Below are 13,449 nucleotides of genomic sequence, written 5' to 3'. Positions count from 1 at the left end.
CGGGCGGACACGGCGGCTAAGGGTCTCGGAAGTCGGCAGGGGGCGATCACGAGCCTGGCCGCCGCACTGGTCGAGCAGTGGAGCACGCTCGGCAGAGGCGAGTCTCCAGACCCAGACTGAGACCTGACGACGAACGCCGGGTGAGTCAGTATCGACTCACCCGGCGTTCTGCCTGTTCACGAGCGGTAGCGGTGGGATTTGAACCCACGGAGGGGGTAAACCCTCACACGCTTTCGAGGCGTGCTCCTTAGGCCGCTCGGACACGCTACCGTGCACCAGAATAACGAACTCCGATGCTCGCATCGACACGGGGGGCCGTGATCACATCCTGCGGCGGTCAGCGCCAGGCCCGCAGTGCGTCGGCCAACCGACTCCGCGCCCGGCAGAGCCTGCCCCGCACGGCCTGTTCGTCGAGGTCCAGCAGCCGTGCGGTCTCGGCGTGCGAGGCGCCGTCGACCTCGATGAGCAGCCACACCGCTCGCTGCGGCGAGGACAGGGCGCCCACCGCGCCCCCGAGGTCACGAAGCTGCGCGCTGGCCTCCGCTCTCCGCTCCGGCTGCGCCCAGCATCGATTCCCGTCCAGCCAGGACACGACGCCCTGCTCCGGCAGCTCGGCATACGGCTCGGTGCGACGTCGACGCCGCAGACGCAACACCTGAAGACACTGCCGTTGCGTAATGCGGAACAACCAGCCCCCGATCGCCTCGGGCTCGACGAGGCAGGCGAGCTTCCGCCAGCAGATCAGGAACACGTCCTGAGTGACGTCCTCGGCCTCGGTCCGATCCCCCAGCATCCGCAGCGCGAGCCCGAACACCTGGCCGGAATGCCTGCGCAGCAGCACGGCGAACTCCGCGTCGGTCAGTCCCGATCGTCCGCTGCCCCTGGCCGACTCGCCAGCCGGGTCGACCCCGTCGCAGGCAGGAAGATCCGTTGCCGCGCCGCCCCGATGCTCGGCCATCTTCGCCCACCCCCGAGGTCGCGCACAGAAAGGCCCGCCCCACCGTCGTGGGACGGGCCTCATGGTGGCAGCGTCGCAGCGTGCTCGCCGGGCGAGATGCGCACGCGGCGTTCGGCTCAGCGGCGCGAGAAGCGATCTCGGCGCCGAACCGTGGTCACGCGCGGCAGGCGATCACCATGCCGAGCGACTCAGCGGTTGCCACCGTCGAACTTGCCCTTGACGTCGTCGACGACGCCCGCAGCCTTGTCCTTGGCCTCCTGGCCGGTCTTCTTGGCCTGGCCCTCCAGTTTGTCCCGCTTACCCGAGTTCTCCAGGTCTTCGTTGTTCGTGGCTCGACCCAAGGCCTCCTTCGCCTTGCCCGCAGCCTCCTGAGCCTGGTGCTTGGCCTTGTCGAACACGCTCATCGGGTGACTCCCTCGCTCGAATCGCGGTTTAGGCCTCGGCGCCGGGTGACGCCCGCCTCTGCCTCTCGGGTGCCCAACCGAGGAGACCGCATCACGAAGATGTGAAATTCGTCACCAATTAAGCCCGCCTGCGGTCGGCGAAGAACCGGTCCAGCAGCGCGGCGCACTCCGACTCCAAGACCCCGCCCACCACCTCGGGCCGGTGATTGAGCCTGCGGTCTCGCACCACGTCCCACAGGGACCCGACCGCACCGGTCCTCGGCTCCCATGCGCCGAAGACGAGCCTGCCGATCCGCGCCGCGACCACCGCCCCCGCGCACATCGCGCACGGCTCGACGGTGACCGCCAGCGTGCACTCCGCCAGCCGCCAGCCGTCGCCGTGCGCCTGAGCCGCGGCACGCAGCGCGAGGATCTCCGCGTGGGCGGTGGGGTCGCCGGTCGCCTCACGTCGGTTACGAGCGACCGCCAGCAGCCTGCCCCGCCCGTCCACCACCACCGCCCCGATGGGGACGTCACCGGCCTCGGCCGCGCGGGCGGCCTCGGCGACGGCCAGTCGGATCAGTTCTCGATCTGACTCGCGCTCGTAGAGCTCAGACACTCTCCCGGTTCTCCAACGCGGTGCCGAGCTGGGTCGCGAAGCCGCAGCGCTGAGCGATCATCATCAGCTGATCGTCGGGATAGGCGTCCTCCTCGACGATCACCGTCATCTCGCCGTCGGACAAGCCCAGGTCCGCGAGGATCGAGAGGTCGCCCTCCGGCCAGAGCTCCTCGTCATCCTCGTCGGGGAGGTCGACCCTGAGCAGGTCGAGGACGTCCGCCGCGATGTCGTAGTCGAGGGCTGCGGTCGCGTCCGAGAGCAGCATCGACACGCCGCCGGGAGCAGGACGCAGCAGGATGAAGAACTCGTCGTCGACGTTCAGCAGTGCGAATGCCGCGCCCGTCGACCGCGTGTTGCGCAGCTCCGTGATCGCCGTGTCCAGGTCGAGCAGGGCCGACTCGGGCATCCGGATGCACCGCCATTGGCCGTCTTCCCGAAGCACCGCCACGGCGGTGCCCTGGATCGGCTCCTGCACCGACATGACACCACGGTATGCCCACCCGGCGTCACACGAAAGCACCATCGGTCCTAGACAACCCGGACGGGGACCACGCCGATCGGCCGAGGACGGGTACTGGACGAGCCGACCGGGGCGCCACCTGCGACGACCGCCGTCACGGCCTCGCGACGCCGCCGGGCCCGGCTGGTCGAGGGCAGCCGAGACGACGGTCGTTCGCCGGGTCGAATGTGGGTTCCCTTCACACAACGCCCGCGAACGGGGGAAGATGACCGGCGTGCCTGCGGTGTGTGTGATCGGACTCGGGTTGATCGGCGGATCGGTACTACGAGCCGCCGACGCGGCGGGCTGGCAGGCCTACGGGGCGACCGCCTCGGCTGCCGACGCCGAGGCCGCTCGCAGCGAGGGTTTCGACGTCGCCGCCGATGTCGACGAGGCGCTCCGCCGTGCGTCGAGCGACGACGCTCTGCTGGTCATCGCCGTCCCGCTGACCGCGCTCGACACGGTCCTGCGCCAGGTCGCCCGGTTCGCGCCGCACTGCGGACTGACCGACGTGATCAGCGTGAAGGGGCCGGTGGCGGCCGGTATCGAGGCCAGACTGCCCGAGGCACCCTACGTCGGTGGTCATCCGATGACGGGCAGTTCGGTGTCCGGCTGGGCAGGCGGCTCCGCCGAGCTCTTCCAGGGCGCGCCCTGGCTGCTGGTGACCGAGGACGACACCGACCGCGCCCACTGGCTGCGCACGGCCCGCCTGGCCCTGGCCTGCGGCGCGGAGGTCGTCGCTGCATCGGCCCGCGAACACGATGCGGCCGTCGCGCGCATCTCCCATCTCCCGCATGTCCTGGCCGCCGTGCTGGCCTCGGTCGGCAGCGGCGGCGGCGGGCTCGCGATGAGCCTGGCGGCGGGCTCCTTCTTCGACGGCACCAGGGTCGCGGGCAGCAGGCCCGCCCTGGTCCAGGCGATGTGCGAGGGCAACCGCGACGAACTGCTCGCCGCGATCGACGACGCGCTGGGCAGACTCGGCGTCGCGCGCGGCTCGCTGGCCACGACCGGCTCGCTGGCCGCCACGATCAATCACGGACACCTGTCGCGAACGCAGTGGATCGAGTCGAAGACCCTGCCCACCGGCGAGTTCCAGGTGCAGTTCCTCGATCCCGACGCACCGGCCGAGCTACGTGCCCTCGGCGAGGCGGGCGGGCGGGTGCGCACCGTCCACGGGGACGTGCTTCGAGGAGTCCTCCCCCGGCGAGACTGACGAGATCCGGTGAGCTGATGCGTCTACGTCCCGTAGTCCTCCTGCCGATCGCGGCCCTCGTGGTGCTGGGCGGTGCCGTCTTCCTGCTTCGCGATCAGGTGGACGCCGTCTCCGCGCCGTCGTGGGACAACACCAACCCGCTGATCGCCGAGCAGGCCGAGGCGGTCGACTACCGGCCGGACCACCCGGCTCCGGCTCCGCCGGACTCGCTGGAGATCGACTCCTGGGATGCCGAGAGCCTGCGAGTGCGCTGGGGCTCGGCACTGCCCGGCGGCGGCGACCCGGCTGCGGCGAGCGGCTACGAGCTGGGCTGGAGCGGCGGCGGACAGACGGGGCAACTGCTCGTCGCCTCCCCCGCCGCCGAGATCCGTGATCTCGACCCGCAGACCCCGTACGCCGTCGAGGTCCGGTCGGTGAACGCGCTGGGCGAGCGATCGGCTCCGGTCCGTGCCACCGCACGCCCGGCCGAGGCGCACCGCGAGACGCACCTGGCGGGCCTCGCCGTCACCCATGACTTCGACGAACACACCCTCGACGGCGACCATTGGCAGGTGACGAGCCTGGAGTGTCCGCCACGTCGGCTCCCCGAGGGCGGTCTCACCGGCGGGACGCCGTGCGGCAGGTCGTCGCTGCGCCATCGAGCCCCGTTCGTCCTGCAAGCACCGGACCGGGACGGCATCCGCGGCCGAATCCTGCTGCGCTCGGGCGGGGTGTCCGCGAATCACTGGATGAGCAACTCGCAGACCGTGGGGTTGTCGATCGCCTTGACCCCGCCCGGATACGGGAATCGTGGGGCGGAGTTCCTGACGGCACCGTCCGACCGGCAGGCCGATACCGCGGGCGGAATGCCACCCGGCAGCGTTGCGCTGATCCTGACCAGGGACGGGCCGAGGCTCAGCGTCGCGCCGGGACTGATGACCGAGGGGAACGACGTCGAACAGCTCGACGGCTTCTCCTCCGCCACCGGTGTCCGGAGTCTGTGGGAGCTTCGCATCGAGGACACCCGGCTGGTAATGCTTCAGGACGGGATCGAGGTGACCAGCGTTCCGGTCCTTCTCCCGTGGGAGACGGCGGATCTCAGTCTCGCGTTCAGCAACTGGAACGGCGCCGAGCCGAGCCTCGACCTGATCGGCATGAGCGCGGTCGACGAGGACGTCCGGATGGACGTCGTGTCGATGAGCGACGTGCTGGGCGAACCGGTGCCGACGCCGGTCGAGAACAGCCCGCACCTGCTGGCAGCGGCGAATCGAGTCGAATTCGTCAGTACGCACACCGTGGAGGAGGACGGCATTCTGCACCTCGACGGCGAAGACGTGGAGCTCGAGGAGATCCCGTCGACGGAACCCGGACGAGTGTGGGCTCGGGCCGACCTGCCGGTGGACACGTTGCGTGCCGATCCGGCGATCCTCACCGCCGCCTCGACCGAGGACCTGCCGCCGTTGACCGGCCTGCTCCATGTGTGGTCCGGCCCGCCCCGTCAGCCTGCTGAGGCGTACCCGCTGCATCAGGCGCCGCCGAGCACACCAGAACTGCCCACCGCGCCTGCCATGGTGCGCAGTGACGGCGAACTGATCGACATCCAGTCGCCGGGTGCGTCGGTGCCTCGGGGAGAACTGGAGATCACGATCCTCATCGACGGGCGACGCCAGGAAGGCCGGACGAGTCAAGTGCTCCCCGCAGCGGGCTTCGAGGTGCTCGCGAACGACGGCGTGCTGCTCCGGGTGCCCGCTCATGAGGACGGCCCGATGGTCGGCGGCCTGCACAGCTTCACCGTGGACGTCTCGGATCATCCGCACGACACGCTGATCCTGCGGACCTGGGTGCACGGCCTCACCGCCGGTGAACTGGAGGTCGCGCCGATCGTTCAACTGCGGCTCACCGACTGAGGATCGTGGCGCACGCCATCGGGCTCCGGTGCCCGAGGCGGACTCGGTCCGAGATCGATTCCGGCGCTGCTCGGTCCGCTGCGATGTCGGATGCCTGTCGGCTCGATGCCTGCCGGGTCCGACGACGGTGGGGCGGCTCGGCCTGCTGGACGACGGAAGCGCCCCCCGACCACGCCGGAGACCACGCCGAAGGAGCGGATGCGGCGACTCCGCCCGAGCGGGTCGAGACGCCAGCCGCCTGCTGCGCCTGGGCGCGTGATCACCCGCGAAGTCGGCTTCTCCGGGACGATGAGGTCATGCGAAGCGCACTGATCCTGGACGCCGCCCGCACCCCCTTCGGCCGTTATCGGGGTGCGCTCGCCGGCGTGCGAGTGGACGATCTGGCCGCGCTCCCCCTGGTGGAACTCCTGCGCAGACACGGAGCGGAGACGGGCGGGCCGCTCGATCCCGAGCAGCTTGACGACGTCGTGTACGGCAACACCAACGGCGCGGGCGAGGAGAATCGCAACGTCGCCAGGATGGCCGCGCTGCTCGCCGGGCTGCCTGCCACGATTCCCGGCGTCACGCTCAACCGCCTCTGCGGCTCTGGTGGCGAGTCGATCGTTCAGGCGGCCCGCGCCGTCACGACCGGCGACGCCGACCTGATGCTGGCGGGCGGTGTCGAGGGCATGAGCCGGGCACCGTTCGTCGTGCCCCGGCCGACCAGAGCGCTGCCGGATCGGCTGGAGACCGCCACCACCACCCTGGGCTGGCGGCTGGTGAACCCGAGGATGCCCGGCGCGTGGACGGTGCCGCTCGGGCTGGCAGCGGAGCAGGTCGCCGTCGGGCTGGGCATCGACCGCGCGGCGATGGATCACTACGCCCTGCGGTCGCATCGACGTGCCGTGGCCGCCTGGGACGCGGGCGTGCACGACGGATTCGCCTTCGCGGTCCGCACCCCGGACGGCGACACCGTGCGTCGCGACGAGTCGGTGCGTGCCGACACCTCCGAGGCGCAACTCGCGGGCCTTCCGTCGGTCTTCTCGGCGGACGGCCCGGTGACGGCGGGTAACTCCGCTCCGCTCAACGACGGCGCCGTGGCGGCCCTGATCGGCACTGAGGAGAGCGCGGCGCGACTCGGGCTGACGCCGATCGGCCGGGTGCTGGGCAGCGCGGTGGCCGCCGTCTCGCCCGAGAAGTTCTCCCTCGCCCCGATCCCCGCCGTGCGCAGGCTCCTCGCCCGGCTCGACGTCGCCATCGACGACGTGGTGCTCTGGGAGGTCAACGAGGCGTTCGCCGCGATGGTCCTCTCGGTGCTGAACGGCCTGCCGGAGATCGACCCGCAGCGGGTCAACGTGCATGGCGGCGCGCTGTCCTACGGTCATCCGATCGGCGCCTCGATGTCGCGGGTGGTCGTCGACCTGTGTCGTCACCTTCAGGTGCGCGGCGGCGGACTGGGCATCGCGACCGCCTGCATCGGCGTCGGCCAGGGCATCGCGATCGCCGTCGAGTCGTGACCGGTCGGTCCGATGCCCACGCGACTGCCCCGGTCTCCTCGGCCTGCCGCCGGGCCGGGCCGGGGTACGGCTCGGCGTCCTGGGCTCTCGCCTGGTGCACGACGGCGCGAGTCGAGTCCGAGGCGGAGCCGTCGGCGTGCCGTGCTCCACAGGAGTTGGTGGCGCCGACGAACACCGCGCCTCGTCTTCTCCCGCGCGCAGGCGGCGGACCTGCTCAGATCCGGCGAGCCAGCCCAGGGTGATCGAGGGAGAAGCCGTCGGCGTCCACGACCACTTCGACCGTGTTCCCGCCCGAGGTCAGGGCCACCACCGTCGCCGTGTCGTCGGCACGGACCAGCTCGTAGCGGCGGCGCACCGGCTCCACCGCCAGATCCGGGAGGCTCACGAAGGCCATCGGCACGTCGTGCGCACCGGCCTCGGCACGCAGCCCCAACCGGTTGATCGGCATCGTGGCGAAGAGCGCCGAGCCTGCCAGGTCGATGTCGACGGCCCCGTCCAACTCCGTCCGCTCGACCCGTTGCTCACCTGCCGTGAGGTTGTCGCCGCGATCGACCAGCCAGATCCCCTCGTGAGAGTGGCTGATGGACAGGTGGCGCTCCTCTTCGGCGGTGACGGAGTGCACCAGCAGCCTGCGCACGCCGCCCCGGTCGTCCAGGTGCAGCTCGTAGGACACCGTCACCGCAGGCGCGACATCGGTGCCCGCGACGATGATCTGTCCCAGGGCACGCAGTCGCCTGCCGCTGATCAGCACGCGCGCGGACTCCAGCCTGCCTCCGTCGGCGCCCTGCCAGGTCAACATCCGAGCAGGCAGGGCGGACGGGGCGGCCTCAGCGTTCGACGAGCGGGTCCCCGGCTCGCCGGGGGCCCGCTCCGTCGTGTCAGGAATGTTCACTCTTCACCTGGGATGTAGTCCTTGCCCTTGTCGACGACCTTGTCGACCTGCTCTTCATGGCCCAGCTTGTCCTTGGCGGACTCGCCTGCCTTGTCGGCGCCCTCCCTCAGCTTGTCGCCGTGCTGCTCGCCGAGGTCCTGCGCCTTCTTCTTCATGTCGTCCAAGCCCATTGACACCCCTCCTATTTCTGGCCCGTTGCCGGGCTGTCACAGGCGAAGCGCGTGGCTCTGGAGCCGGAGAGTACCCGAATCCAAGGCCCTCCACCTATACGGATGAAGCCCGCCGGAAGCGCCCCGATCTCGTCGACGAACCACGAGCAACCTGGCCGCGCACCCCGGTACCCAATCCGCCATGGCAGGTCGCTGACCAGAGCACTCGGCCGACGCTACTCCGAAAGACCCAGGGCGCTGAGCCGAGCAGGGGACGCTCACCAGGGTGGGTAACCACGCCGCGTCAGCCAGTCGGGTCGAATGCCACGAAAGAGTGGGAAACAGAGAAAAGGGGCCGCTCCTCCGTTCGGAGGAGCGGCCCCGGATCACTCAGGTGAAGCGAACCGGCAACCGGCTCGCAACTTCACCGGTTCGGCCTAGTCGGATCAGACCTCACCGGTCTTCTTGCGACGCATCATCAGCAGGGCGCCTGCGCCGCCGCCGACGAGCACCACGCCGATGATGATCGGCAGCCAGATCGAGGCACCGGTGTTGGCGAGATCGTCCTCGTCGTTCACGCCCTCGACGTCGGTCTCCGTGGTGGGAGGCGTGGTCGTGCTGGGCGCGGGCGGGGTGGTGGTCTCGCCGGGCTCGCTGGGCGCGGGCGGGGTGGTGGTCTCGCCGGGCGGGGTGGGCTCGGTGGTGGGAGCGGCCGCGATCCACTCGGCGGTGGCCTGGCTGTCGAGCTGGGTCGGAGTCGACTCCGCGACGATCAGCGACTGGGTCCGCATCTCGCGACGCGAGACCTCGTGACGGACATCGGTCCAGTTCGCGGTCTCGTCACCGATGAACAGCCTGCCCGCGTCGACCGTGGCGGTGGCGTTCGCCGTGATGGTGGCGCTGCCCTCGGCGACGTCCGCCGGGACGTCGAGGAACAGCTCGCCGAGGTCGGCGGTGGCGACGTCGCCGTCCAGGATCGCGACCGGCTCGGCGTCACCAGACCTGCTGACGAGCTGAACGCCCTCGGGGGCGTCCACGGCCAGCTCGACCGTCTCGGCGGTGGTCTCCAGGGAGAACGGGCCGACCAGGCCGCCCGCCTCGCCCTGCACCTCGGCGGGGCTGAACTGGAGGGCGGGAGCGGGCTGCTCGCCGATCCCGACGTTCGCCTCGCCGGTCAGGTAGTCGAACAGCGCGATGACGTCGGCGTCGTTGTCGCCGTCGAGCTGCGCGCCGTTGCTGTAGTGCCAGATAGCGGCCTGCGTGCCGCCGATGGCCTCCTGCTGGTCGAGATCGGTGCCCAGCTCCTCATTGAGGGCGTCCACCGGCAGGCTCGGGAAGGAGTGCTGGAGAATCCACAGCACGTTCTCCCGGTTCTCGTCGAACGTGGCACCTTCCACGTCGGTGGGGTACTGGTCCCAGGGAACCTCGACCATCGGGGCGCCGGTCTGCGCGCCCACGGTCAGCTCCACGCAGTAGGTGCGCAGGATCGTGCCGTCGTCGAGGCCGAGGCTCAGCAGGCGCGTGATCTGGTCGCCGCCCTCCTCCAGGCTCACCCGCGTTCCACGGTCGGGATCGGGGTTGGGCGCGGGGAGAAGCTCGCCGCGAGTGGCCGCGAAGGCAGGCAGCGCGGTGGTCGCCAGAATGGCCGCAGCGCCGAGAAGCGCCGCGCCGGCCTGCGCGACACGCATCCGGATTCCCATATCTCTCCTTTCGCCTGGACCTGGGGTCCAGAAACCGCCGACCGCCGGCGGAGGCGTCCTCGTCGTCGAACCGCGACATCCGCCCGACACCGACTCCACGAAGCCGACGTCCACCTGGTGTGAGAACCCAGGACTCGGACCAGATCGGGAGACAGGGTGCGTGGCGATCGCCGTCCACAATCGAGGGACACGCGGACTTTACTTCCCACCCGAATTCGCGGCAGAACGGGGGGTGCTAAGCGGGACCGCCGGGCGGCAAACCGTTGCCGTCGGTTACCGCCGATGCCCACGCGCCGAAAGCACCGCCGCAGCGCAAGCTCGAATTGAGCCGCCAAATGATAACGAACTGATAAATCCGGCGCCGCAGCTGAAACATTCCCGACGCTATCGACGATCGTCGACGAATGCGAGAGGGCGACGGGCAGACCTCCCCGGGCACCGCCACAGGCGAGAGCCGATGCGCCGTCGGCGACTGATCACCTCGTCGACCACTGCCGTTCACCACGCATCGCCTGGTCACACCCATACTGCGCAGACGGACGACTGTCGGCCCGGCAAGGGCGGGTCGGCAACCCGATACCGAATGCCACCAATGGGCCTGCGTTACAGATCCACGCCACACGTTCGGCGGGCGCTGCTTCCTGCACCGTGACGGCAGCCGGTTCCCGACGGATCATCACCCTGGCGACGGTCAACTAGAAGGATTCCGCCGACTTCGGATACGCATCATCCAAAGTTGACGAATAGCGGCCGCTGCTCCGCTGATCGGAGCAGCAGGCCGAGGTATTCGAACTCGATCAACGACTCCGATCGATCCACTCGCCAGTCACGTTTGTCGACATCGACAACCTCAGCGCCGACATCGCGGCGAGTCACCGGGCAAGCGGGGGACACCCCGCAATCGTGACGCCGCACACGTCGGCAGGCATCTGGTCGAGATCGCCTCGGGCCGGTTCAGATCATCAAGCACATCGGAAGGCGGGAGAACACCGAGATCCCGGCCACAAGATCATCCGGGGTTCGGCGGCGGCCCGAGAGCGAAGGCCCGACCATTCATGCCCGGCATCACGCGCCGAGGAATGCGAGTCGGTGATCTCGGACACCCGGCGTCGGTCGCGCGAGATTCACGGACCGGGCGGGCCCGGCGCGATTAGGCGGGACCGACATGACGCAGAACACAGTGCGATGCCCGGCGGCGGGAAGGCCTTCGACAGGGCGGCGCGATCTCCACCTGGACAGCGAGAAGCCCCCACCGACGAATCGGCGGGGGCTTCTGCTGTCTCAACCAGACGCGCGCCCGTAGGGATTCGAACCCCAAACCTTCTGATCCGTAGTCAGATGCTCTATCCGTTGAGCTACGGGCGCATGTTCAGTTGTCGGCGGTCAGGTTCAACCACCAGCGCGGAGGCTCCGGGATTTGAACCCGGGAGGGGGCTTAAACCCCCAACCGCATTAGCAGTGCGGCGCCATAGACCAGACTAGGCGAAGCCTCCCGGGACCTCGTTACCGTCTGGGCATACAGTACACAGCCCGATGGGGGAGAAGCAAAGCGGTACCCCCTTACCGCGCCGATGGCGGCTCCGACGCCAGACTCACCGGCGGCACCGAGGCCGGGACCTGCGTAGATGTCTCTCGTGCCTGACTCGCCATGCGCTCGAAGGGTTCCAGCGCCTCCGGATTGCTCAGCGCGTCCCGGCTCACCGCCCGCTCGACGGGCGTCCCCGCGAGGATCTTCTTCACCGGCACCTCGCACTTCTTGCCGTTGAGCGTCCGAGGAACGGCGGGGACGACGACGAAGAGATCCGGAACATGGCGAGGCGACAGCTCCCGGCGCAGTGCGACTCGCAGTCGGGCGACCACGTCCTCCTCGGCTGCCTCCGGCGCCAGCACCAGGAAGCACAGGAGCCTGCCCTCGGGTTCCCCCGCGCCACTGGTGTCGATGACCAGGGAGTCGAGGACACCGTCGTCGTGCTCGGCGACGCGGTAGAACTCGGCCGTGCCCATCCGCACGCCGCCCCGGTTCAGGGTCGAGTCACTGCGTCCGTAGATCACGCAGGATCCCCGGCGCGTGACGCGGACCCAGTCGCCGTGCCGCCACACGCCGGGGAAGTCCTCGAAGTACGCGGCGGAGAGTCGCGCCCCGTCGGGGTCGTTCCAGAAGGCCACCGGCATCGAGGGCATCGGCCTGGTGAGGATCAGCTCGCCCACCTCGTCCAGCACGGGGCGGCCCGCCTCGTCGAAGGACTCGACGGCCGCGCCGAGCAACGGGCCGGACAGCTCGCCCAGCCACACCGGGCGATCCGGCCAGGCGCCGATGAACGCCGTGCACAGGTCGGTTCCGCCGGACACGCTGGCGAGTTGCACCCGCGGTCCCAGCTCGCGCGCGACCCAGTCGAAGCCCTCCACGGACAGCGGGGCACCGGTCGAGCCCACCGCCCGAAGCCTGCTCAGGTCGCGACCTGCCGCCGGGTGGACGTCCTTCTTGAGACACGCCTGGAGATACCCGGCGGAGGTGCCCAGGTAGGTCACCCGATGCTTCTCGGCGAGCTCCCAGAGCCGCGCGGTGTCCGGATACGCGGGACTGCCGTCGTAGAGCACCACGGTCGCCCCGACCAGCAGGCCGGAGACCAGGAAGTTCCACATCATCCAGCCGGTGGTGGTGTACCAGAGGAACCGCTCCCCCGACCGGAGGTCGGAGTGCAGGCCGAGGGCCTTGAGATGTTCCAGGAGGATGCCGCCGTGGCCGTGCACGATGCCCTTGGGCAGGCCGGTGGTCCCCGACGAGTAGAGCACCCACAGCGGGTGGTCGAAGGGCACCGGGTCGAACTGCGGACGTGCACCCCAGTACCGCTGCAACGCCTCCGACCATTCGATCACCGGATGCGGCTGATCAGGCAGGTCTGCCTGTCGGTCGAGACGCCGGATCAGCAGGGTGCCGCGCAGGCTCGGTATCTCGGCACGCAGCCGCCGGACCGTCTCGCGGATGTCGAACCCTCTACCGCCGTACGCGTACCCGTCCACAGTGATCAACACCACCGGTTCGATCTGCTGGAAGCGATCAGTCACCGCTCGGACGCCGAAGTCAGGCGAACAGGACGACCAGATCGCGCCGAGGCTGGCGCAGGCCAGAAAGGCGACCACCGCGTGGGCCGAGTTGGGCAGCAGGCCCACCACTCGATCACCGCGACGGACTCCGAGGTCGATCAGGTAGGCGCGAATGGCGGCGACGTGGATTCGCAGCTCGCCGAAGGTGTAGCGCTCGATCCGCCCGTCCTCGCGGGCCTCCACGATGGCCAGGTCGTTGTTCTGCCTGCCGGGACCCCGCCGCAGGGCATGTTCGGCGTAGTTCAGGGTGGCGCCGGGAAACCATCGGGCGCCCGGCATCGTCGAGTCGGGCAGGATGTCCGCAGGCTGCTGGTGGAAGCGCACCTCGAAGAAGTCCGCCACCGCACGCCAGAATCCGGCCAGGTCGGTCACCGACCAGCGGTACAGCTCGTCAGGTCCCGCAGGCGGCTGCCCGCCGTCGCCGCGCTGGTCCCACTCGGCCGCCAGCCATCGCCGGAAGCCGGCCATGGTGCTGCCTGCCGTCCGCTCCGGGTCCGGTCGCCACAGCACCCTCGGTTCGACTTCGTCTGCCGCCATAGTCAACCGTCC

Annotated in this window: 11 protein-coding genes and 3 tRNA genes; 3 read left to right on the top strand and 11 right to left on the bottom strand. The window is 69.9% G+C overall.

What is annotated here, in order from left to right:
* Positions 1-183: 183 nt before the first annotated feature.
* The 5 genes from UA74_RS00855 to UA74_RS00835 form a co-directional block, all read right to left on the bottom strand.
* A tRNA-Ser gene (locus tag UA74_RS00855) sits at positions 184-270 on the bottom strand.
* Between the two features lie 67 nt (positions 271-337).
* Positions 338-958: an RNA polymerase sigma factor gene (locus UA74_RS00850; protein WP_083682826.1), complete on the bottom strand. Its 621-nt coding sequence runs from the start codon at positions 956-958 to the stop codon at positions 338-340.
* Between the two features lie 188 nt (positions 959-1,146).
* Positions 1,147-1,362: a CsbD family protein gene (locus UA74_RS00845; protein WP_075738020.1), complete on the bottom strand. Its 216-nt coding sequence runs from the start codon at positions 1,360-1,362 to the stop codon at positions 1,147-1,149.
* Between the two features lie 118 nt (positions 1,363-1,480).
* Positions 1,481-1,960 (bottom strand): tRNA adenosine(34) deaminase TadA, encoded by a 480-nt coding sequence (tadA, locus tag UA74_RS00840; RefSeq protein ID WP_075763688.1) that lies wholly within the window; start codon positions 1,958-1,960, stop codon positions 1,481-1,483.
* The gene (locus tag UA74_RS00835; protein ID WP_075738016.1) at positions 1,953-2,441 is read right to left on the bottom strand and encodes a tRNA adenosine deaminase-associated protein; all 489 of its coding nucleotides are present in this window, start codon (positions 2,439-2,441) and stop codon (positions 1,953-1,955) included. Before UA74_RS00835 ends, tadA begins: the two co-directional genes overlap by 8 nt.
* Positions 2,442-2,685: 244 nt before the next feature.
* Between UA74_RS00835 and UA74_RS00830 the strand changes: the two genes are divergently transcribed.
* From UA74_RS00830 to UA74_RS00820, 3 genes are all read left to right on the top strand, one after another.
* Positions 2,686-3,672, top strand: a complete 987-nt coding sequence (locus tag UA74_RS00830) for a prephenate dehydrogenase (RefSeq protein ID WP_198042892.1) — start codon at positions 2,686-2,688, stop codon at positions 3,670-3,672.
* Positions 3,673-3,689: 17 nt separating this feature from the next.
* A complete protein-coding gene (locus UA74_RS00825) occupies positions 3,690-5,558 on the top strand; it encodes a fibronectin type III domain-containing protein (protein ID WP_075763686.1) in 1,869 nt (622 codons plus the stop codon).
* A gap of 296 nt (positions 5,559-5,854) precedes the next feature.
* Positions 5,855-7,054, top strand: a complete 1,200-nt coding sequence (locus UA74_RS00820; protein ID WP_075738012.1) for a thiolase family protein — start codon at positions 5,855-5,857, stop codon at positions 7,052-7,054.
* 214 nt (positions 7,055-7,268) lie between these two features.
* Here UA74_RS00820 and UA74_RS00815 read toward each other — a convergent pair whose 3' ends face one another.
* From UA74_RS00815 to UA74_RS00790, 6 genes are all read right to left on the bottom strand, one after another.
* Complete coding sequence (locus tag UA74_RS00815; protein WP_083682825.1) at positions 7,269-7,946, bottom strand: putative glycolipid-binding domain-containing protein; 678 nt, start codon at positions 7,944-7,946, stop codon at positions 7,269-7,271.
* On the bottom strand, positions 7,943-8,116 hold the full coding sequence (locus UA74_RS00810) for an antitoxin (protein ID WP_075738010.1): 174 nt from the start codon (positions 8,114-8,116) through the stop codon (positions 7,943-7,945). The genes UA74_RS00815 and UA74_RS00810 overlap by 4 nt, the downstream gene beginning before the upstream one ends.
* 425 nt (positions 8,117-8,541) lie before the next feature.
* Complete coding sequence (locus UA74_RS00805; RefSeq protein ID WP_075738008.1) at positions 8,542-9,795, bottom strand: thioester domain-containing protein; 1,254 nt, start codon at positions 9,793-9,795, stop codon at positions 8,542-8,544.
* A 1,292-nt stretch (positions 9,796-11,087) separates the two neighbouring features.
* A tRNA-Arg gene (locus UA74_RS00800) sits at positions 11,088-11,160 on the bottom strand.
* A 37-nt stretch (positions 11,161-11,197) separates the two neighbouring features.
* Positions 11,198-11,288: transfer RNA gene (locus UA74_RS00795), tRNA-Ser, on the bottom strand.
* Positions 11,289-11,355: 67 nt separating this feature from the next.
* Positions 11,356-13,437, bottom strand: a complete 2,082-nt coding sequence (locus tag UA74_RS00790) for an acetoacetate--CoA ligase (RefSeq protein ID WP_075763684.1) — start codon at positions 13,435-13,437, stop codon at positions 11,356-11,358.
* Positions 13,438-13,449: the final 12 nt, after the last annotated feature.

This window comes from Actinoalloteichus fjordicus (assembly GCF_001941625.1).
Classification (GTDB): Bacteria; Actinomycetota; Actinomycetes; order Mycobacteriales; family Pseudonocardiaceae; genus Actinoalloteichus_A; species Actinoalloteichus_A fjordicus.
The sequence above is the reverse complement of the archived record's forward strand: the minus strand, read 5'-3'. Positions and strand labels throughout refer to the sequence as shown.

What these genes read in the sequence shown, in the direction of transcription:
- UA74_RS00850 (WP_083682826.1), bottom strand. Translation starts at nt 958, where the DNA reads ATGGCCGAGCATCGGGGCGGCGCGGCAACGGATCTTCCTGCCTGCGAC.
- UA74_RS00845 (WP_075738020.1), bottom strand. Translation starts at nt 1,362, where the DNA reads ATGAGCGTGTTCGACAAGGCCAAGCACCAGGCTCAGGAGGCTGCGGGC.
- UA74_RS00835 (WP_075738016.1), bottom strand. Translation starts at nt 2,441, where the DNA reads ATGTCGGTGCAGGAGCCGATCCAGGGCACCGCCGTGGCGGTGCTTCGG.
- UA74_RS00830 (WP_198042892.1), top strand. Translation starts at nt 2,686, where the DNA reads ATGACCGGCGTGCCTGCGGTGTGTGTGATCGGACTCGGGTTGATCGGC.
- UA74_RS00825 (WP_075763686.1), top strand. Translation starts at nt 3,690, where the DNA reads ATGCGTCTACGTCCCGTAGTCCTCCTGCCGATCGCGGCCCTCGTGGTG.
- UA74_RS00820 (WP_075738012.1), top strand. Translation starts at nt 5,855, where the DNA reads ATGCGAAGCGCACTGATCCTGGACGCCGCCCGCACCCCCTTCGGCCGT.
- UA74_RS00810 (WP_075738010.1), bottom strand. Translation starts at nt 8,116, where the DNA reads ATGGGCTTGGACGACATGAAGAAGAAGGCGCAGGACCTCGGCGAGCAG.
- UA74_RS00805 (WP_075738008.1), bottom strand. Translation starts at nt 9,795, where the DNA reads ATGGGAATCCGGATGCGTGTCGCGCAGGCCGGCGCGGCGCTTCTCGGC.
- UA74_RS00790 (WP_075763684.1), bottom strand. Translation starts at nt 13,437, where the DNA reads ATGGCGGCAGACGAAGTCGAACCGAGGGTGCTGTGGCGACCGGACCCG.